The sequence below is a fragment of the Burkholderia sp. MSMB2157WGS genome, from assembly GCF_001532755.1.
Classification (GTDB): Bacteria; Pseudomonadota; Gammaproteobacteria; order Burkholderiales; family Burkholderiaceae; genus Burkholderia.
This window is the reverse complement of sequence record NZ_LPJG01000047.1, coordinates 101,278-120,750: the sequence shown is the minus strand read 5'-3', so window position 1 is coordinate 120,750 and position 19,473 is coordinate 101,278. Positions and strand designations below refer to the sequence as shown.

The 19,473-nt window shown below is 63.6% G+C and carries 14 protein-coding genes; 10 read left to right on the top strand and 4 right to left on the bottom strand.

Annotation, left to right across the window (positions count from 1 at the left end):
- The first annotated feature begins 69 nt into the window (after positions 1–69).
- The 7 genes from WT53_RS28275 to WT53_RS33085 all read left to right on the top strand — a co-directional run bounded on the left by WT53_RS28275 (position 70) and on the right by WT53_RS33085 (position 8,882).
- Positions 70–1,764 (top strand): bifunctional 3-(3-hydroxy-phenyl)propionate/3-hydroxycinnamic acid hydroxylase, encoded by a 1,695-nt coding sequence (locus WT53_RS28275; RefSeq protein ID WP_060262402.1) that lies wholly within the window; start codon positions 70–72, stop codon positions 1,762–1,764.
- A gap of 7 nt (positions 1,765–1,771) precedes the next feature.
- On the top strand, positions 1,772–2,842 hold the full coding sequence (locus WT53_RS28270) for a VOC family protein (RefSeq protein ID WP_034205761.1): 1,071 nt from the start codon (positions 1,772–1,774) through the stop codon (positions 2,840–2,842).
- Between the two features lie 36 nt (positions 2,843–2,878).
- Entirely contained in the window at positions 2,879–3,835 is a 957-nt protein-coding gene (locus WT53_RS28265) for a fumarylacetoacetate hydrolase family protein (RefSeq protein WP_034205760.1), read from the top strand.
- Positions 3,832–5,793 (top strand): acyl-CoA synthetase, encoded by a 1,962-nt coding sequence (locus tag WT53_RS28260; RefSeq protein WP_034205759.1) that lies wholly within the window; start codon positions 3,832–3,834, stop codon positions 5,791–5,793. The genes WT53_RS28265 and WT53_RS28260 overlap by 4 nt, the downstream gene beginning before the upstream one ends.
- Positions 5,794–6,008: 215 nt before the next feature.
- Entirely contained in the window at positions 6,009–6,734 is a 726-nt protein-coding gene (locus WT53_RS28255; RefSeq protein ID WP_034205758.1) for an OmpW family protein, read from the top strand.
- 403 nt (positions 6,735–7,137) lie between these two features.
- Positions 7,138–7,629 (top strand): DUF2844 domain-containing protein, encoded by a 492-nt coding sequence (locus WT53_RS28250; protein WP_034205757.1) that lies wholly within the window; start codon positions 7,138–7,140, stop codon positions 7,627–7,629.
- Between the two features lie 5 nt (positions 7,630–7,634).
- Positions 7,635–8,882 (top strand): DUF3443 domain-containing protein, encoded by a 1,248-nt coding sequence (locus WT53_RS33085; protein WP_080747686.1) that lies wholly within the window; start codon positions 7,635–7,637, stop codon positions 8,880–8,882.
- A gap of 132 nt (positions 8,883–9,014) precedes the next feature.
- Here the strand turns inward: WT53_RS33085 and WT53_RS28245 are convergent, their stop codons facing one another.
- Genes WT53_RS28245 through WT53_RS28235 form a run of 3 tightly spaced genes read right to left on the bottom strand, consistent with a single transcriptional unit; the run spans position 9,015 to position 11,485 of the window.
- Entirely contained in the window at positions 9,015–9,749 is a 735-nt protein-coding gene (locus WT53_RS28245) for a polysaccharide deacetylase family protein (protein WP_034205756.1), read from the bottom strand.
- 24 nt (positions 9,750–9,773) lie between these two features.
- Positions 9,774–10,334 carry a hypothetical protein gene (locus tag WT53_RS28240; RefSeq protein ID WP_034206287.1) on the bottom strand — a complete coding sequence of 187 codons (561 nt, stop codon included), beginning with the start codon at positions 10,332–10,334 and terminating at the stop codon, positions 9,774–9,776.
- Positions 10,331–11,485: a glycosyltransferase gene (locus WT53_RS28235; protein ID WP_034205755.1), complete on the bottom strand. Its 1,155-nt coding sequence runs from the start codon at positions 11,483–11,485 to the stop codon at positions 10,331–10,333. The genes WT53_RS28240 and WT53_RS28235 overlap by 4 nt, the downstream gene beginning before the upstream one ends.
- Before the next feature lie 578 nt (positions 11,486–12,063).
- On the opposite strand from WT53_RS28235, the gene WT53_RS28230 reads away from it, so the two are divergent.
- The 3 genes from WT53_RS28230 to WT53_RS28220 all read left to right on the top strand — a co-directional run bounded on the left by WT53_RS28230 (position 12,064) and on the right by WT53_RS28220 (position 18,912).
- On the top strand, positions 12,064–13,371 hold the full coding sequence (locus WT53_RS28230; RefSeq protein WP_034205754.1) for a dicarboxylate/amino acid:cation symporter: 1,308 nt from the start codon (positions 12,064–12,066) through the stop codon (positions 13,369–13,371).
- A 451-nt stretch (positions 13,372–13,822) separates the two neighbouring features.
- Complete coding sequence (locus WT53_RS28225; RefSeq protein WP_034205753.1) at positions 13,823–15,757, top strand: SMP-30/gluconolactonase/LRE family protein; 1,935 nt, start codon at positions 13,823–13,825, stop codon at positions 15,755–15,757.
- A 269-nt stretch (positions 15,758–16,026) separates the two neighbouring features.
- Complete coding sequence (locus WT53_RS28220) at positions 16,027–18,912, top strand: beta-propeller fold lactonase family protein (protein WP_034205752.1); 2,886 nt, start codon at positions 16,027–16,029, stop codon at positions 18,910–18,912.
- 111 nt (positions 18,913–19,023) lie between these two features.
- Here WT53_RS28220 and WT53_RS28215 read toward each other — a convergent pair whose 3' ends face one another.
- The gene (locus tag WT53_RS28215) at positions 19,024–19,461 is read right to left on the bottom strand and encodes an N-acetyltransferase (protein ID WP_034205751.1); all 438 of its coding nucleotides are present in this window, start codon (positions 19,459–19,461) and stop codon (positions 19,024–19,026) included.
- Positions 19,462–19,473: the final 12 nt, after the last annotated feature.

Below are 19,473 nucleotides of genomic sequence, written 5' to 3'. Positions count from 1 at the left end.
CAATTATGATTTCAATGTCATAAAGGCGGCCGGCAGTGGCCAGTCTCAAGAACTGGAGATGGAACGGTGGTGGAGACAAACCTGACGTGCGAGCCGGGCGTCCATGAAGGCAACGACGGCATGAGCTCTTCGGGCGGCCGCGACTTGCCGTCGGATGTAGACGTGCTCGTGGTGGGCTGCGGTCCCGTCGGCGCGGCGATCGGTGCGCTTCTTGGCCGGGACGGCGTGCGCGTGCTTGTCGTCGACAGGGCAGCGGAGATCTTCATGGCGCCACGTGCGATCGCGCTCGACAACGACGCGCTTCGCATCCTGCAGTACATCGGGGTGAACGAAGCCGACCTCGATACGGTGGCGATCCCGTACGTCCGGATGCGCTCTCCCTGGTTCGGAGAGTTCGGGCGCATCAATACGCTGGGGAGCATCGATGGCCATCCGAAGCTCGTGACGTTCTATCAACCGGACCTGGAGCGATGCTTGCGTTCGCGACTAGCCGCGCACCGCACGGCCCGAATGGCGCTCGGTGTGACGCTCGTCTCGCTCGACGAGCACGCCGATTACGTCGCCGCCACGCTCGACAGCGGGCCGGGCGCACGGCACGTCGTGCGCGCCCGCTACGTCGTCGGTGCCGACGGCGCCAGCTCGATCGTGCGCCAGCTGATCGGACAGGATTTCAAGGGCAAGACGTTCGCGGAGGACTGGTTGATCGTCGACGCGCGAAACGTGCGCCGACCCATCGACCATGTCGAGTTCATCTGTGACCATCGGCGGCCAACGCCTCATATGACCGCACCCGGGGGGCGCGAGCGTTGGGAGTTCATGCTCCATCCCGACGAGACGCGAGAAGAAATGGAATCCGACGAACGCATCCGCGAACTGCTCGCGCCGTGGGGCGGCATCGAGGACATGGTGATCGAACGCAAGGCCGTGTACCGTTTTCATGCCCGAACCGTCACGACGTTCAGCAAAGGGCGCGTTTTTCTCGCGGGTGACGCCGCCCATATCACTCCGCCGTTCGTTGGCCAGGGGCTCGTCGCCGGCCTGCGCGATGCCGCGAATCTCGGCTGGAAACTGGCGTGGGTCGTCAAAGGCCACGCAATCCCGAAAATCCTGGATTCCTACGATCAGGAACGACGACCGCACGCCAAGGCGATGATCGGCGTCGCGAAATTCATGGGCAAGCTCGTGATGCCGCGAAACGCCGGGATCGCGTTGTTCACGCATGGTCTGATGCGATTGACGCGGCTCGTTCCGCCGCTACGAAATCACTTCGACGAACTCGGGATCAAGCCGAAGAATGCGTTCCGGAGCGGTCTGTTCGTCCCCGGCCATTCGTCCACGCGGCTCGTGCGCGGCGCAGCCCTGCCGCAGGGATGGCTGCGCAGGCACGATGGGACGATCCGCCTGAGCGACGACGTGTTCGGTAGTGGTCTCGCGCTGATCGGATTCGGGCGGGATCCAGGCGTCGAACTCGACGCCGGCGCGCGAGCCGCGCTGATCGCGGCGGGCGGTGTCGTGGTGCAGGTCGTGCACCGCGGGCAGCGCCTTCATCGCATCGAGGACGACGGATGGGAGGACCTGGACGGTACGTTCATGCCGGGTGTCGTGCGGTTTGGCTGGGCGGCCGTGATTCGGCCGGACAAAACGGTCCTGCACGAAGGCCCGGTGGCCGACTCGACCCGTCTGGTTCTCGAATCCCTGCGATTGCTTGGTGCACGCACCTCGTTTTCGTCGCTGTCCGATCACATTGCCCAGCCGATTTCCTGAGGCCCCCATGAAGCTCACGACTGCACAACCCGCACGGAGTCCCCAGCCGACGACGAAGGCTCGGGCGCTTTCCTATTTGATGTTCGAGCGTCCCGATCTCGAACGGGCCGAACGATTTCTCAACGATTTCGGCCTGCGAACGGTATCCCGTGACGGCGAATATCTGTTTCTCCGAGGCACGGCCGCCACACCGTTCTGCTATGTCGTCCGGCAGGCTGAAAAAAATCGTTTCGTCGGCTTCGGGCTTGAAGTTGACGGTATCGACGCACTGCAAAAGCTTGCCGACGTGCCGGGCGCGTCGGACGTGGAGCCGTCGCCGTGGCCCGGAGGCGGCCATCGCGTCACGCTCGTCGATCCGTCGGGTTTTCGTGTCGACGCGGTCGCGGGACAAGCGCGGGCCGGCGCCCTGCCGCACCGGTCGGCGTTAGCGTTCAACTCGCCCGATTCCATCGTTCGCGTGAACGATACCCAGCGTGCGCCGCTGGCGGCGCCGGAAGTGATTCGCCTCGGTCATGTCGTGCTCGAACTCGCCGATTTCCAGGCGACTTGCGCGTGGTACACGTCTCACTTCGGTTTCATCCCGAGCGACGTTCAGGTGTTGCCGGATGGATCGCCCGCCGTCGCGTTCTTGCGGCTCGATCGCGGGGCGACCCCCACGGATCACCATACGCTGGCATTGGCACAGGGATTCGCAGCGCTTTACAGCCACTCGGCATTCGAGCTGGTGGACGCGGACGCCGTCGGGATCGGGCAGCGTGTGTTGAGCGAAAAAGGATGGACGCACGCATGGGGGATGGGTCGTCACATTCTCGGCAGCCAGGTCTTCGACTATTGGCAGGACCCTTGGGGCGACAAGCACGAACACTATTGCGATGGGGACATGTTCACGGCGGACGTGGCGACGGGCATCCACGAAGTCAGCCGTGAAGCGATGTCGCAGTGGGGCCCCCGGATGCCGCGCAGCTTCACCAAACCGAAGATCACCGCCGCAAGCATCGCATCGCTGATCCGAAACCTCCGGGCTAGTCCGGACGTCACGTTTGCGAAGCTGCGCACGCTCGCGAAGCTGTTTGCGTGACCTTCATCTTCACTCAGACCTGTTCGAGGCATCTTCATGGCATTGCACGTCTTGCACTACCGGCATCAGCGGCGCGCCCAATGGGGCGTGGTGAGGCACCACCGGATCACGCCGATACCGGGCGACTACCCGACGACCGGCGAATTCGTGCGAGCACATCGGATCGATGACCTCGCCGCGCTCGACGGAGAAACGATTCGCGAATCGGACGTCGAGTGGCTGTCGCCGGTCACGCGCAATCAACGGTTCGTTTGCCAGGGCGCCAACTATCGCCAGCACATGATCGAGTCCGGCATGAATCCGGATGCGAAGTCATTCAACATGATCTTCACGAAGGCGACGAGCTGCATCGTCGCCGCCGATTCCGACGTCATCCGGCCGCAACATGTGCGGTTTCTGGACTACGAGATCGAACTGGGGCTCGTGCTTCGCCGCGATATCACGTCCCGGCAAGCCATCACGGACACGAACCTGCACGAGTACGTGGCGGGCCTCGTGATCGTCAACGACTATTCCGCACGCGATATCCAGATTCCTCAAATGCAGTTTTACAAGGGAAAAAGCTATCGGACGTTCGGGCCCGTGGGGCCGTATCTGTGCCTGCTGGATTCAAGCGATATCGCGCGGCTGCGCGCGCTGACACTGACGCTGACCGTGAACGGGGAAGTGCGCCAGAGCGATTCGACCGCGAACCTCGTGTACGGTCCGGCCGAAACGCTCACGGAGCTTTCGGGGGTTCAGGATCTGAACGCCGGTGACTTGCTTGCAACGGGCACGCCGTCCGGATGCGCGCTCAGCATTCCGTCGCCGGCGAAGCAACGGGTTGCCGCGTTGCTGCCGGAGCACATGAAGTGGCGGATCTTCGCGAAGGTTCAGGCCGCGCGCCCGCAGTACCTGAAGGCCGGGGATCTGGTCGAGTCGCGGATCCGGAGCAGGGACGGGGCAATCGACCTCGGTGTGCAACGCAACCGAATCGTGGACGAGCTCGCATGAACGCCATCGCAACCGAAGCGGACGTGCTTCGGATCGAAAACCAGGGGCCGCCCGCCGACCTCCCGGCCAGCACTTACGAGATGATCGGCCGTGGTGCGGCGATCGACCCGACCGCGCCGGCCTTGTCATTTTTCCTGCGCGCCGACGATCATCGCAAGCCATTGCGCTGGAACTATGCGGCGCTTCTGCGGGATATCACCCGCGCCGCGAACATGTTTTCACGCCTCGGTATCGATCGCCACTCGGTGGTCGCCTACGTGCTGCCGAATTTGCCGGAAACGCATTTCGTCATCTGGGGAGGCGAAGCGGCCGGGATCGTGTGCGCGATCAATCCGTTGCTGGAGGGGCCGGCGATCGCATCGCTGCTCAAGGCCGCAAACGCAAAGGTGCTGGTGACGCTGGCGCCTTTTCCGGGAACGGATATCTGGTCGAAGATCCAGCCCATCCTGAGCGAGGTGCCATCGCTGCAAAGCCTCGTCCTGATCGATCTGGCCGAGCGTGTGCAGGGGTGGCGCCGAATTGCCGCCCGCGCGATGCAGCGTCGAGAATGCAAACGGTTGCACGGGCGCGCGGGCGTGCGCGGTGCCGTTCCGCGCCACGTCGAGATCCATGACTTCGACAGTGCGATGTCGCGTGAATCCGGCGATTCGCTGCTGAGCCCACGGCGTTTTGAAGCCGACGACATATCGTCTTACTTCTGTACGGGCGGCACGACGGGATTGCCGAAAATCGCGATTCGCCGGCACGGCAACGAGGTGGCCAATGCCTGGAGCGTCGGGCAGGTCGTCGGCGCCGGGATGGGCCCGGGGAAGACCGTGTTCTGCGGACTGCCGCTGTTCCATGTCAATGCCGTGCTGGCAACCGGCCTGGTGCCGTTCTCGCGCGGCGCACATGTGGTGCTGGGTACGCCACAGGGCTATCGCGGCGACGGCGTCGTCAAACGATTCTGGGAAATCGTCGAGCACCACAGGATCAATTTCTTCAGCGCGGTGCCGACCTTGTATTCGGCGTTGCTCGACGTGCCCGTCGACGGCCGGAACATCGACTCGCTGGAATATGGACTTTGCGGTGCCGCGCCGATGCCCGTGGAAGTATTTCGCCTGTTCCAGGATCGCACCGGGGTCCGGATCCTCGAAGGCTACGGGCTCACCGAGGGCGCATGCGTAAGCAGCGTCAATCCGCCAGGCGGCGAACGGCGTCTCGGTTCGATCGGCTTGCGCATCCCCGGCCAAATGATGAAGGCGGTGATACTCGACGACGCCGGCCGCTACGTGCGCGATTGCGTCGAGAACGAAGTCGGTGTGCTGACGATTTCCGGGCCGAACGTGTTCGCGGGCTATCTTCAGGAAGATCAGAACAAGAGCCTGTGGCTCGATCTCGGCGACGGCCGGCAGTGGCTCAACACCGGGGATCTCGCGCGCCGCGATGCCCAAGGCTACTTCTGGCTCACGGGCCGCCGCAAGGAGCTCATCATCCGGGGAGGTCACAATATCGATCCGGCGACGATCGAAGAACCGCTGCACCGCCACCCGGCAGTGCAAATCGCTGCGGCAATCGGACGTCCCGACGTGCATGCTGGCGAGCTGCCAGTCGCATACGTGCAGTTGAAAGCCGGCGCAACGGCAACCGAGACGGAGCTCGACACGTTCATACGCAGCATGATCGGCGAGCGCGCCGCGATACCGAAGCGGATTCATATCGTCGATGCGATGCCGCTTACGGCGGTCGGCAAGATCTTCAAGCCCGAACTCAAACGATGGGAGACGTTCGACGCGCTGGTCTCCGCGCTGAAGGATGCCGGCGTCGAGGGTGCGCGGGTGAGCATGGTGGACGACCCGTCGCGCGGGCTCACCCTGCATGTTGCGCTGAGCGATCACGCGCAGATTGCGAAGGTCAATACGGTGATGGGCCGCTTCCCGTTTGCCTTTTCGACTTCTGTCGAACCCGAACATCACTGATTGTCGATTCTCGGAACGTTTGGGGTTGAAGTAAGCAAATAACTTAGGAATTCGAAGTTAATGAAGAAGGGGATTTTTCTTGACGAAGCAGCACCCGATGCTTTTGGCCTCGTGTGTCATAAGCGCAGGACCAGCCCGAAAGTCATGCCTGGCGCACGAGGATGAAGACAGGTTTCACGATTCTTGAACACCAACACCAAAATCTGGAGACAAACATGAAACGGATCAGCGCAGGAACCGTCGTACTGGTCGCGGCCATCTCTGGCGCGCATGCCCAATCAGCCGGTCAGTGGGTGGTCAATGCCGGCTGGTCCCATTTTGCGCCGCAGGGGGCGGCGGATCCGCTGACCGTCAATGCGCTCGGCCAGTCACAAGTGATGACCGGCAGCGGTGGGGAGATCGCAAGCGGCGATACGTTCGGAGTGACCGCAACGTACTTCCTGACCGACCATATCGCGGCGACGACGGTCATGGGTTTTCCGCCGACATGGCACTTGAACGGCGCAGGTACGCTCAGCGGCTTCGGCGAGTTGGGGACCGCGCGGGCCTGGAGTCCGGCGATCATCTTCAACTACTACATCGGCCAACCGAATGCACGGTTCAGGCCGTATCTGGGTGCCGGCGTCACCTACACGTGGTTCAGCAACATCAAGCTCAGCAATCCCGTTTCCACCGGCCAGATCTATTTCTCGCCGACCGTCGGGACCGCGCTGGAGGGACCGACATCCGTGTCGCTCAGTCATTCCTTTGCGCCCGTCGTCAACGGCGGCCTGACCTACAACATCGATTCTCACTGGTCGATCAATGCGTCGGTGGCGTATTCGTGGGTATCGACACGCGCCACGCTCACTACCCGGTCATCCGTCGGCACGGTCACGAGCACCAGCAAATTCCGGGTCAATCCGATCGTGACGTTCCTGTCGGCTGGATACCGCTTCTGAACCGCATTAGCCAGGACACGTCGCACGCATGTTGCAGTCGCCGCCCAGCGCGGCTACGTGACGATCGCCGTCGAGTTTCAGCGTCGCATGGCCCGACCGCGGACGTTTCGTGATCCTTGCTCGCGACATGCGTCGAGTGCGATCGGAATGTTGAGGATTGCTAACCAGAAAGATGAATATGACACCGACGTTAGGAAACGTTCGAGCACGCGCTCTATCGACATAAATGACAAAATTATCAATATTGAGTTTAATGTCAATAAATGTTGTGGCCGGCCCCTGTGGGGCGCCTGGTTACCGATCGCGGCGACCAAGGCGTCGAGGGTTACTTGATTCCAAGGGAGCGCACTCGCAGCGGAGGCGTCCCGAACCGTCATACGCGGGTGTTGCTCGGGAGGGAAATGTGAAGTCGATTAGCTATGCTTACGCCGCTGCGCTCATCGCGGGATTGGCAACGCCACATGCGCATGCCGAACTGGGCGGCGCACCGATATCGCTGCCCGCCGCCGATCAGGCCGCGAAAGTGCGTGTGATGCGGCCTGCGAATCGAGCGGCCGATGGCCTGACGGCGAATCCAGCCGTTTACATCGTCCGTGAAACTACGCTCGGATCGGGAACCGTGATTCGCGAATACACATCGGGCGACGGAATCGTCTTCGGCATAGCGTGGCAAGGGCCGACGATTCCCGATCTCGGGTCGTTGCTCGGCGGTTATCTTCGCGATTACAGCGCGGGCGTGGAAGTCGCGCATGCACTTCGTGGCTGGCGTACGCCGGTATCTGTTTCGGCGCGCAATCTCGTGATCAAGACAGGAGGGCACATGGGGGCATTTTCCGGGCAAGCCTGGTTGCCGCCCGCGCTTCCGCCCGGCCTGACCGGCAACGATATCCTGTAACTCCCATGAAAATGATCATGAGCATTTTTCGGACGGTCGTCCGGTGGTTCAGCATATTCAGCTTGATGACCGTCTCGGCGGCTTTCCTCGTTGCGTGCGGCGGCGGCGATTCAGGTTCCGGCGAAACGGGCGCCAGTAGTTCTGGCGCATCGGACGGCAACACCGGAAATACCGCAATCGTTACGGTTGCGCGAGGCGTTGCACGCGTCGTCAACATTCCGACCGTCAACATCAAGATTTGTGCGCCCGGAACGTCACGCTGCCAGGTGGTGTCCAATGTGCTCGTTGACACCGCATCGTATGGCTTGCGGATCGTACGTGATGCAATTCCAAGCGTTATCGACAGCCTGCCTAAAACGACTACAAACGACGGATCGACGCTTTCCGAATGCGGCAAGTTCGTTTCGAGTTATACGTGGGGCACGGTTCGAACGATTGACCTTTCCATTGGCGATGAACGTGCGAGTTCCTTGCCGGTGCAGATCATCGGCGATCTTGCCACGGACAACGTGCCAAGTTCGTGTACAAACGGGAATGAAGCTGCGAACTCGGCCACGGCTCTTGGTGCAAACGGCATTCTTGGAATTGGTCCGGCGCCCTATGATTGTGGTGCACCCTGTGTGAAGGTCGCGTCGTTGAGCAACTACTACTCGTGCGCGGACGGAAACTCGAGCTGCGTACAAGTCACCGTGCCGCTATCGCAACAGATCAGCAATCCTGTCGGTCAGTTCGCCGCAGACAACAACGGCGTGATTGTAAAAATGCCGCAGATTTCGGAAGACGGTCGGGAAAGCGTGACGGGCTCGTTGATTTTTGGCATCGGCACTCAAGGCAACAATGCATTCGGCGCCACCACGAAGCTGATGTCAACGACGACGGGTGATGTGCCAGGAGCGTTCCTTTCCAGAAAGGTCACCGCGTTCTTCGATACTGGATCAAATGCGAATTTCTTCGATGACTCGGCGCAGATTGCGTGTGCCAAGAACACGCAATTCTACTGCCCGTCAACGACGACCACCTATGCTGCGACTCTGGTTGGGCTCGACGGCACAGTGAGCATGATTTCCCTGTCCGTTGCTAACGCAGATACGTTGTTCTCGAGGAGTTCAACATATGCATTCAATGACGTCGCAGGTCACTTCGGATCGTCCTCTTGGCTAGATCTCGGGCTGCCATATTTTTACGGTCGAACGATCTATTTTGGCCTGGATCGTTCGGCGGAAGGCGGCTCTGCGCCTTACGTCGCATACTGATGCCTTGAGGCGGGCCGGCAACCCATCAAGATACTTGTCATTGATCTGCAATCGGTTGGAAATTGAGTCGCCGAAGGAGATGGGTATTGGATCGGGGTGATACCGGCTCGTCCAGTCGGTCTGCTCAAGCGCTTATCGGCACCCCGTTATTCGCCCCTTCATGCACTTGAACCACAGCCTCACCGCCCCGACCCCGCCCGCCACCGGAATCCGCGGCAACAGAAACGGATCGTCGGCCGCGCCTGCGCATCCGCGCCGGGTCGTCGTCGCATTGTCGTAGCCGGCAGCGATGACCTGATCGCGCACGCGTGCGTCGAGATCGCCGTACGGATAACAGAACGATTCGACGCATTGGCCGCTCAGCATTTCGAGCTGCCGCTTCGATTCGGTCAACTGAAACGCAGAGACAGGCGCGGACACATGCGACAGCGCGACGTGATCGAGCGTGTGCGAGCCGATTTCGTGGCCGTGATCGCGCCACGCGAGCATGTCCGCGCACGTCATCAGCGGCGAGCGCGCGGTCGGGGCGCCCGCGTCCCAGTCGTTCGCGCCGCCGAACCGGCCGGCGACGAAGTAGCAGGTCGCGGTGAAGCCGAGCGCGTCCAGCACGGGCATCGCATGCGTCAGCACGTTGAGAAAGCCGTCGTCGAACGAAATGCCGAAGACCTTGCCCTGCCGCTCCCCGCGCAGGTACGGCTGCAGTTCGCGCACGCTCAGGCCGCGGTAGCCGAGCCGCTTGAACAGCGTCATCTGGCGGCGGAATGCGTCGGGCGCGACGCTCAGGCTGCGCAGCCGGTCGGTCGGCGGCGGCAACGGTCGGATCTGGTGATACATCAGAATCGGATAGCGTGGGGTGTGCGCAAGCATCGGGCGGATCGCAGGAAAGCGGGGTTACGCGGCCTTGCGGAAAATCCGCAGGGACTTGAAGTCGCCGACCTCGGCGAAATCGGCACGAGCGGCCCATTGCGCGATGATCGGCTCGGCCTTTCGGTAGGCCGACGAGCCCTTGTAGAACAGCAGGTGGCCGTCGGGCGCGGTATGACGTGCGAACAGGTCGAGCACGGCTTCGTCGGTCTTCGCGCCGTAGCGGCTGTTCGCTTCGTCGCGGAACTCGCACGGATGAAACAGCGTGACGGCGTCGAACGTCGGCAGCAGGCTCGAATTGCTCGTATAGATGTCGCCGAAATACGCGAGGTAGGTCTTGCTCACCTCGGGCTGCCGCGTGACGAGATCGACGTACGACTTGTATTCCTTCGGCGATGCCGTCACGCCGAAGACGGTGTTGTTCAGATGCGGCCGCGCGCATTCGACGCCTACGTGGTGGTGGCCGCCGGTACCGAAGTGATAGATGCGGATGCCCTTGAGGCGCACGGATTCCAGCCATTCGACGAAGTGCACGTCGCACGGACATTCCTGCGTGCGCAGGTCCCAGTACTTCTTCCAGATATTCATCGCCATTGCGTGGATCTCAAGGAGGTCGCCCAGCGGTACGGGTTGTGTCGAACCGATTTCTGATAGACGGACAACGTCGCGTCGACGAACGCGTCGAACGAGAATTCACGCTTGCCTTTCAGCCGCGCGCTGCGCCCCATCGCACGGACGCAGCCGGGTTCCTGCACGATCGCGCGCAGGACCGCTTCGATCGCCGCGGGCTCGCGCGGCGGGACGACCCAACCGTCCACGCCCGGTTCGACGTTCTCGGGCAGCCCGCCCACGCGCGTCACGATCGCGGGGCAGCCGAGCGACATCGCTTCGCGGCACGCGTACGACAGGCTCTCGTGGTACGACAGCACGAACGACACATCGATGATCGAGAACGGCGCCTGCACATCGTCGAGCCGTCCGGTGAACGCGGTGCGCGACGCCATGCCGTGCCGCGCGAGTTGCGCGCGCTGCTCGCCGGACGGTTCCGCGCCGACCAGCAGCACGCGAAACCGCTCGCGCTCGGTTTCGGGCAGGCGGCCGAGCGCGGCGATCAGGTCCATCCAGCCTTTTTCGGGCGCGGTGCCGGCGCTGCTGCCCAGCACGATCGCATCCGCGCCGGCCGCGCCGAACAGCGCGATCTTGCGACGGCGGATCTCGTCGGCCGCGAGTCGTTCGGCAGCCGGCCGGCGTACGCCGTGCTTGACGACCGTGACGTTGCCGTACGGCGAGCGCAGCGCGAGCATGCTCGCGACGTAGTCGCTGACCGCGATCGTATGGTCGGTCGCCAGCCGCGCGCGCAACTGGTTGCCGAAGCTGTCGGCGCGATAGGTGTTGTGCTTGGTCAGCACGACCGCGGGTCGATACCGGCACGCGAGCAGCGCCAGCATCACCTGCCGGTGATCGGCGGACCCGTTCACGTGGATCACGTCGAAGCGCTCCGCGACGATCAATCGATGCAGCCGCAGGATCTCCCGGCACAGCCGGTTCCAGCGCGGCTTGAATTCCATGTCGAAGATGCCCACGTCGGGGCTGTCCTTCAGCAGTCGCGACAGGCGGCTGCCTTGTGGCGACGCCACGGTCACGCGGTGATGGCGGCTCATCGCGACGGCGAGATCGCGAACGTAGGTGTCCTGGCCGCCGCCATAATCGCCGTGGAAGTTGGTGTACAGAATGTTCATCACGATGCCGCTTTCTCTCCGCCCTTCATTTACAAGGATTACTGATGAAATGAAGGGCTCGACCTGATGGAACGGAAGCAATGACGCGAACGCGATGTCGCGTCTCCGGCTCGAGATTGCGTGTCGACGTCAAGACATGGCGTCAACGCCAATCATTTCCAAATATTACAGATCGTTTACGTGACGTAGTGTCGAGGTCTGCGCATCTTTGTGCGAATGTGTCGCGATCGCTGGATCGTGTCGTCTCCTATGTGACGATCTCCGGCGATCGCGACCGGCACGGCGGTCCCGACCGGTACCTTCCCGCAACCCGAATTCCCCGGCATCCGACCGCGCCGAAAGCAGGCCGGACCGCGACACGATCCCTTTTTGCGGCGACACCAGGACGCAAATCAACCGATGTCGCTTTCAGATTTGAAAGCCGGCCCACCATTTGCGTTAGAATGCCCCCCCTTGTCCGCCCAGGCGATCGCCCGAAGCGGACAAGTCGCCCGCTTGGAGACACAGGTTTCGATTCGCAGCCGGACGCGAATGATGGGCAGCCGTTAGCAACATACGCTTTGTAATTTGGATCACTAATGAAAAAGAAGCACAACATTACCAAGTACATCGTTGTCGCGATGATTCTTGGCATCGCCGTGGGTTACGCCTGCCACAGCGCGTTTCCCGACCCGAAGATGGCGAAGGAGGTCGCCGGTTACGTGTCGTTGCTGTCCGATGTGTTCCTGCGCCTGATCAAGATGATCATCGCGCCGCTGGTGTTCGCGACGCTGACCGTCGGCATCGCGCAGATGGGCGACGGCAGCGCGGTGGGTCGCGTGGGCGTCAAGGCGTTCGGCTGGTTCTTCATCGCGTCGTTCACGTCGCTGCTGCTCGGCCTGCTGACCGCGACGCTTCTGCAGCCGGGCAGCCACCTGAGCCTGCCGCTGCCGCCGTCCGATGCGGCGCTCAACCTGAAGACCGGCGCGTTCACGCTGAAGGATTTCGTCGTGCATCTGGTGCCGAAGTCGATCGCCGAAGCGATGGCGAACAACGAAATCCTGCAGATCGTCGTGTTCTCGATCTTCTTCGGCACCGCGCTGTCCGCGCTCGGCGAATCGGGCAAGCGCCTGATCGGCGTGATCGACGATCTCGCGCAGGTGATGCTGAAGGTGACGGGCGCGGTGATGGGGTTCGCGCCGGTCGCGGTGTTCGCGGCGCTGGCGTCGACGATCACGACCGAAGGGCTCGGCATCCTGCTCACGTTCGCGAAGTTCATGGCGAGCTTCTATCTGGCGCTCGCGCTGCTGTGGGCCGTGCTGACGCTGGCCGGCGTGACGTTCCTCGGCAAGCGTGCGTTCACGCTGCTGCGGCTGATCCGCGAGCCGTTCCTGCTGTCGTTCGCGACGGCCAGCTCCGAGGCCGCGTATCCGAAGCTGCTGGACGCGCTCGACCGCTTCGGCGTGAACCGCAAGATCTCGAGCTTCGTGCTGCCGATCGGCTATTCGTTCAACCTCGACGGCTCGATGATGTACTGCACGTTCGCGGTGCTGTTCATCGCGCAGGTGTACGGCATCCATCTGCCGCTCGGCACGCAGATCACGATGCTGCTGATGCTGATGGTGACGTCGAAGGGGATGGCGGGCGTGCCGCGCGCATCGCTGGTCGTGATCGCGGCGACGCTCAACCAGTTCAACCTGCCCGAAGCCGGATTGCTGCTGATCATGGGCGTCGACATGTTCCTCGACATGGGGCGCTCGGCCACCAACGCCGTCGGCAACTCGATCGCGGCGGCCGTGGTCGCGAAGTGGGAAGGGCAGCTTGGCGAGCCGCGCGACGAGGCGGATTCGGATGGCGACGCCGGGCTCGAGCAGGCGCAAGTGCGGGAGACGGCGACGTCCGCATGATGTCCTCGCCTGGCAACTGATGCGAGCCGGCCGGGATTCGACATGGATTCCGGCCGGCGCGCGACACGCTCCGCCGGTCGTTCCCGCGGCCGCATCCGGCGATTCGCCCGATTCGCCGAGTCAACCCTTCGTTCTATCCGCCTTTGCCATATCGATACGTCGCACCGACTCAGCGGCGTTATTCCTGCAGGCAAAAGCCGGATTTTCCCGATCTCGAATCGTGCCGTAAGTGAACATTCACTGCATCGGCGACACCCGCCTCTTCGGGCGGTCCGCAATTTTTTTCGATTTATATGACGTTATGCTCGACGTGGCCGAGTATCGAATGCGTGCCCGATGTAATACCGACCGGGCCGGATGATTCAGCGGAAGTATTTACGTGTGACCGATTTTCAAACCATCCGGCCGCCCCTTCATGTGAATGACGCCACCATTCAGGAGAGCATCCGCCATGGTCGACCGGAAACCGATTCGGGCCGTACTGCTTGCCGCCGCGATTGCGACGATCGCGCCGGTCGGATATGCGGGCAATACCACCGACTGGATCGCCAACACTTACGGCACGCTCGCCGCCCATGTCGGCAACGTCGCGCGTTCGATGTGGGTCGCGCCCGAAGGCGTGATCTACACGGCGTCGATGTGGGACGAGGATGAAGGCGGCGTCGCGATCTACCAGAACGGCAAGAGCATTGGCTCGATCGGTGCGCATTCGGAATTCCAGGGCAGCGCGATCACCGGCAACGCGACGTCGCTGTTCGTCGCGCTGCAGCCCGGCAAGACGTACGGTAGCGGCGCGGTGGGGCGCTACAACCGCGCGACGAAGTATCGCGACCGCGTCATCCAGATCAGCGCGGCGACGAACCAGCCGCGCATCGACGTCGTGACCGGGCTCGCGACGGCCGGATCGTTGCTCTATGCGAGCGATTTCTACGGCAATCGCGTGCGCGTGTTCACCACCGATGGCGTGTGGCAGCGGGACATCGACGTGTCGGCGCCGGGCGCACTCGCGGTGGACGGCGCAGGCAACGTGTGGGTCGCGCAGAAGAATGCGGGCTCGATCGTCGGCTTCAGCCCGGCCGGCGCGTTGCTGAATACGATCCGGATGCCGGCCGGCTCGCACCCGTCGGCGCTGTATGTCGATGCGGCGGCCGGGCAACTGCTGGTGGGCGACGAAGGCCCCGACCAGAACATCAAGCGTTATTCGATCTCGGGCCGGCCCGCGCTGGCCGGCACGTTCGGCGTACGCGGCGGCTATCTCGACACGACGACGGGCATCAAGGGGCAGGTCGGCCCGCAACGCTTCACGCGCATCGTCGGGATCGGCAAGGATAGCGGCGGCAACCTCTATGTGCTCAACAACCCGTGGGGCGGCAGCTGGGATCTCGGCCGCAACGGCGCGACCGACATTCATGCGTACGGCAGCGGCGGCAATCTGCGCTGGACGCTGCAGTCGCTGAACTTCGAAGGCATCGCCGCGCCGGACCCGGTCACGGACGGCGCGCTGTTTTACGGCAGCACGCACGTATACAGCGGCAGCGCGGGCGGCAAGTTCGTCGCGAACACCGTCGATCCGTTCACGTATCCGTCGGACCCGCGCATCAACATGAGCGATACGCAGCGCGACGAACACTTCGGGTTGCTCACGTCGGTCGGCGCGAACCGGATCCTCGTCGCGGCCGGCCAGAATCCGCCGGTCTTCTACTTCTATCACTTCAACGCGGCGAACGGTTACATCGCGATTCCGGACGGCTCGATTCCGGGCCCGGCGTTCAACACGACGCAGCGCGTGACGGGCGGCTTCAGCCTCGACAGCCAGGGCGGCGTATGGGCCGGCCTCGACAAGACCGGCGCGATCACGCACTACCCGCTGACCGGCTTCGACGCGAACGGCAAGCCGTCGTGGGGGCCGGGCGTCGCGACCCGCATTCCGGCCAGCATCCAGCCGCTCACGCGCATCGTCTATCTCGCGGACAGCGACACGATGGTGCTCGCGCAGGGCGCGCTCGGCAGCAACGACTGGACGTCGATCGGCACGCGCATCGAGGTGTATCACGGCTGGCGCGCGGGCAATACGACGAAGCCGGACCCGGTGATCATGCTGCCGCACAGCGGCGCGAAATCGATCGACGCGGCGGGCAACCACCTGTTCGTCGGCTACTGGTTCAGCAGCAGCGGGCCGCTGTGGCCGAACGTCGACGCGTTCAATCTGACGACCGGCAATCTCGACACGACGCTCATCAACACGAGCCCCGCGACCGTCGACACCAGCAGCGCGATCGATGCGATGTACAGCATCCGCGCATACCGTCGGTCGAACGGCGAGTACGTGGTGATGAAGAACAACGTGAAAGGGAACAGCATCACCGTGTACCGGTGGACGCCGTGACGGGCAAGCGCCGATCTCGGCGGTGACAATACGATGGCTGTCATCGAAACGCCTTTGCTGTAACGATGTGTAATTGTCCGGGCCGCAATGGAACCGGTCACGTGCTTGACATTGGGTGGCGATGTAATTCCCGCACGTCGACGATCGCCGACGCGCCGTATTTCGATCGATAGTACGGGCTCCCGCCGCTGCGCGATACGGCCAGACGACGCCAGGGTTATGCCGGACACGTCAGACGATACTCGCCCCCACCAGTACAGAGGATTCCTATGAAAAATATCCAGGTCAAGCGCGCGCTCCGGCTCGGCGCGATCATGTCGGCCGTGCTGTTTGCATCGCAGGCATATGCGGACGGGTTCAACGCCGCCGATGCCGCCCGCGTGCCGAGCGGCCAGTTCGTCACGCCGCTGGCCGTGCGCGGCGCGGTGCGGCAATTTCTGAATCCCGGGCTGACGGCCTATCCGCATTTCGTCGCGGGGGAGGCCGTGCGCTCGCAATTGAGCCCCGACGGCAAGACGCTGGCAATCATCACCGCCGGTCAGAACTCGCTGTACAAGCCGGACGGCTCGGTCGATACCGCAGCGTCGACGCAGTTCATCTTCCTGTACGACGTCGCGGGCGCGAACAAGACGCACCCGGCGCTCAAGCAAGTGCTTCAGCAGACCAACGCGTTCGTCGGCCTGGTGTTTTCGCACGACGGCAGCAAGCTCTATGCGACCGGCGGCAGCGACGATGCGGTTTACGTGTATGCGCAGCACGGCGGTGCGTGGGCGCTGTCGACCACGATCGCGCTCGGCCACGGCGGCAAGGGCGTCGGCATTCGCGTGCAGCCGAACGCAGCCGGTCTCGCGCTGTCGGCCGACGGCAAGACGCTCGTCGTCGCGAACAACTACAACGATTCGATCAGCGTGATCGATACCGCGACCGGCAGCGTGCGCTACGAGCATGACTTGCGTCCGTTCTTCTCCGGCAACGAAGGCCGTAGCGGCGATGCCGGCGGCACGTTCCCGTTCGCGGTCGCGATGAAGGGCAACGGCATCGCATACGTATCGTCGGATCGCGATCGCGAAATCGTCGCGGTCGACGTGTCGTCGCCGTCGCATGGCCGCCTCGTGAAACGCATCAAGCTGGATGGCAACGCGCTCGGCATGACGCTCGACGCGTCGCAGTCGCGGCTGTTCGTCGCGCAGGACAACGCCGACCAGGTTGCGGTGATCGACACCGACAGCAACGCGGTCGTGAACCGGATCGATGCGCGCGCGCCGGCCGGCGTGCTCCCGCACGGCCAGGCGCATACGGGCGCGGCAACGTACGCAGTGACGCTGTCGCGCGACGGTCGCACGCTGTATGCGACCAACGCCGGCGCGAACGAAATCGCCGTCATACCGCTCGTCGGCGAGCGCGCGTATCGCGTCACGGGCTTGATCCCCACCGCGTTCGAGCCGCACGACGTGACGTTCAGCGCCGACGGCACGTGGATGTACGTCGTGAACGGCAAGAGCACGACCGGCCCGAACCCGGATCACCTGTTCGGCGCAACGCCGGCGCAGGCAGCCGCGTCGCACGCGTCGAACGAATATCAGTTCCAGCTCGAGCGCGCGTCGCTCGTGAGCGCGCCGGTGCCGGCGGCCCATGAACTGCCGATGCTCACGCAGCAGGCGGCCCGCAACAACTTCTATCGTCCGGAAGACAACGACCGCGACAACGAAGTGATGGGCTTCTTGCGCCGTCACATCAAGCACGTGATCTACGTCGTCAAGGAAAACCGCACGTTCGACCAGGTGCTCGGCGACATCGGCAACGGCGCCGACGGCGATCCGCGGCTGGCCCAGTTCGGCCGCAACATCACGCCGAACTTCCATCGTCTCGCGAGCCAGTTCGTGACGCTCGACAATTTCATGAACCCGGGCGACGGCAGCATGGACGGCTGGTCGTGGGCGCTGCAGGGGCGCGTCACCAACACGGAGACGATCACCCAGCAGATCAACTACGCGGCGGTCAATCGCGGCCTGTCGTACGAGAGCGAAGGCACCAACCGCAGCGTGCCGGTCAACTGGGAAACGGTGCAGCAGCGCGACGCGGCGGCCGGCCCCGCCGGCACGACGAACTACAGCAACGCGGCGGCGGCCCTGCCGGGCGGTGCGGCGAACCTGCTGCCCGGCACGGGCAACCATGCGTCGTCCGATGCGCCGTTCGGCCGTCAGCGCGGCTACATCTTCGATGCGGTGCTGGCCGGCGGCGGCACCGTCCGCAACTACGGCTTCCTCGTGAACAACGTCGGCAGCATCGGCACGGCCGCGAACCCGATCGTCGATCCGCATGCGGCCGGTGTCGTGCAGGCCGCCGCGCTCGATCCTCGGCTCGCGCCGATGACCGACGTGTACTTCCGCGGCTTCGACCAGACGTATCCGGATCAGTGGCGCCTCGACGAGTGGAAGCGCGAGTTCGACCAGTACGTCGCGAGCGGCAACCTGCCGACGCTGTCGCTGGTGCGTCTGTCGCACGATCACATGGGCGCGTTCGGCACGGCGTTCGCCGGCGTGAATACGCCGGAAACGCAGCAGGCGGACAACGATCTGGCCGTCGGCCGGCTCGTCGAGGCCGTGGCGAAGAGTCCGTATGCGAACGATACGCTGATCGTCGTAACCGAGGACGATGTGCAGGACGGTCCCGATCACGTGGATTCGCACCGCGGGCCTGCGTACATCGTCGGGCCGTATGTGAAGCAGGGCGCGGTGATCCGGACGCGCTACAGCCAGGTCAACGCGCTGCGTACCATCGAGGACGTGCTCGGTACGCAACACATGAACCTGAATACCGCGTATCAGCGACCGATGACCGACGTGTTCGACGTGCATGGCCCGGCGTCGTGGAGCTATACGGCCGTCGCGTCGACGGCGCTGAAGGGCACCGGGCTGCGCGTGGCCGAAGCGGCGGGCGAGAACGCGCTGCAATACGCGGCCGGCCCGGACGTCACGCCGACGCACGACGCCGCGTACTGGGCGAAGGTGACGGCGAAGTTCGACTTCGACGATGCCGACGAAGTGCCGGCGGATCAGTTCAACCGCGTGTTGTGGAAGGGGATGATGGGCGCGCGGCCGTATCCGAAGCTGCGCGGTGTGACGCAGAAGGTCGCGAGCCGCGACGACGATTGATCGTTCGGGCGGTCGAGGTGGAAGCGGGCCTTTCCGTCGGGAGGGCCCGTGCTTTTAGCGGGGCGCGTGGCAACTGAGGATATCGCCGGCTTCTGATGGGACCGCGCGACGTCACGCGCGCCAGATCATGTTCGCGCTCGTGTCGGTTTCCGATGCGACGCGAAAGCCGAGTCGCTCGTAGAGCCGCCGCGCCGGGTTGCCGTGCAGCACGCTGAGCGCTACCGGCACGCGCGCATGCGCGGCGTCGGTCAGCAGCGCGTGCAATACGGCTTCGCCGATTCCCTGCCGCTGGCGCGCGGGGTGGATCTGGATCTGATGGACGTGCCATTCGCCGACCGCGTGCGTCACCTTCAGCAGGCCGATGGCGTCGGCGCCTTCGCAGACGATCATCGCGTCGTCGAAGTTCGCGCGGATGCGCCGGTCGTGCGCTTCATCGTCGGTCGGCGCGCCGACGCGCTCCAGGTGCTCGGTCATCGTGAGCCGACGGAGCGTCAGCAGGAACGGGAGATCTTCCCGGGAGGCAGTACGCAGATGGATCGCCGGTTTCATGAGTGGTGAGCG

Excerpts from the sequence above, each read along its gene's own strand:
- WT53_RS28270 (WP_034205761.1), top strand. The coding sequence starts at position 1,772 with ATGAAGCTCACGACTGCACAACCCGCACGGAGTCCCCAGCCGACGACG.
- WT53_RS28265 (WP_034205760.1), top strand. The coding sequence starts at position 2,879 with ATGGCATTGCACGTCTTGCACTACCGGCATCAGCGGCGCGCCCAATGG.
- WT53_RS28260 (WP_034205759.1), top strand. The coding sequence starts at position 3,832 with ATGAACGCCATCGCAACCGAAGCGGACGTGCTTCGGATCGAAAACCAG.
- WT53_RS28255 (WP_034205758.1), top strand. The coding sequence starts at position 6,009 with ATGAAACGGATCAGCGCAGGAACCGTCGTACTGGTCGCGGCCATCTCT.
- WT53_RS33085 (WP_080747686.1), top strand. The coding sequence starts at position 7,635 with ATGAAAATGATCATGAGCATTTTTCGGACGGTCGTCCGGTGGTTCAGC.
- WT53_RS28245 (WP_034205756.1), bottom strand. The coding sequence starts at position 9,749 with ATGCTTGCGCACACCCCACGCTATCCGATTCTGATGTATCACCAGATC.
- WT53_RS28240 (WP_034206287.1), bottom strand. The coding sequence starts at position 10,334 with ATGAATATCTGGAAGAAGTACTGGGACCTGCGCACGCAGGAATGTCCG.
- WT53_RS28235 (WP_034205755.1), bottom strand. The coding sequence starts at position 11,485 with ATGAACATTCTGTACACCAACTTCCACGGCGATTATGGCGGCGGCCAG.
- WT53_RS28230 (WP_034205754.1), top strand. The coding sequence starts at position 12,064 with ATGAAAAAGAAGCACAACATTACCAAGTACATCGTTGTCGCGATGATT.
- WT53_RS28225 (WP_034205753.1), top strand. The coding sequence starts at position 13,823 with ATGGTCGACCGGAAACCGATTCGGGCCGTACTGCTTGCCGCCGCGATT.
- WT53_RS28220 (WP_034205752.1), top strand. The coding sequence starts at position 16,027 with ATGAAAAATATCCAGGTCAAGCGCGCGCTCCGGCTCGGCGCGATCATG.
- WT53_RS28215 (WP_034205751.1), bottom strand. The coding sequence starts at position 19,461 with ATGAAACCGGCGATCCATCTGCGTACTGCCTCCCGGGAAGATCTCCCG.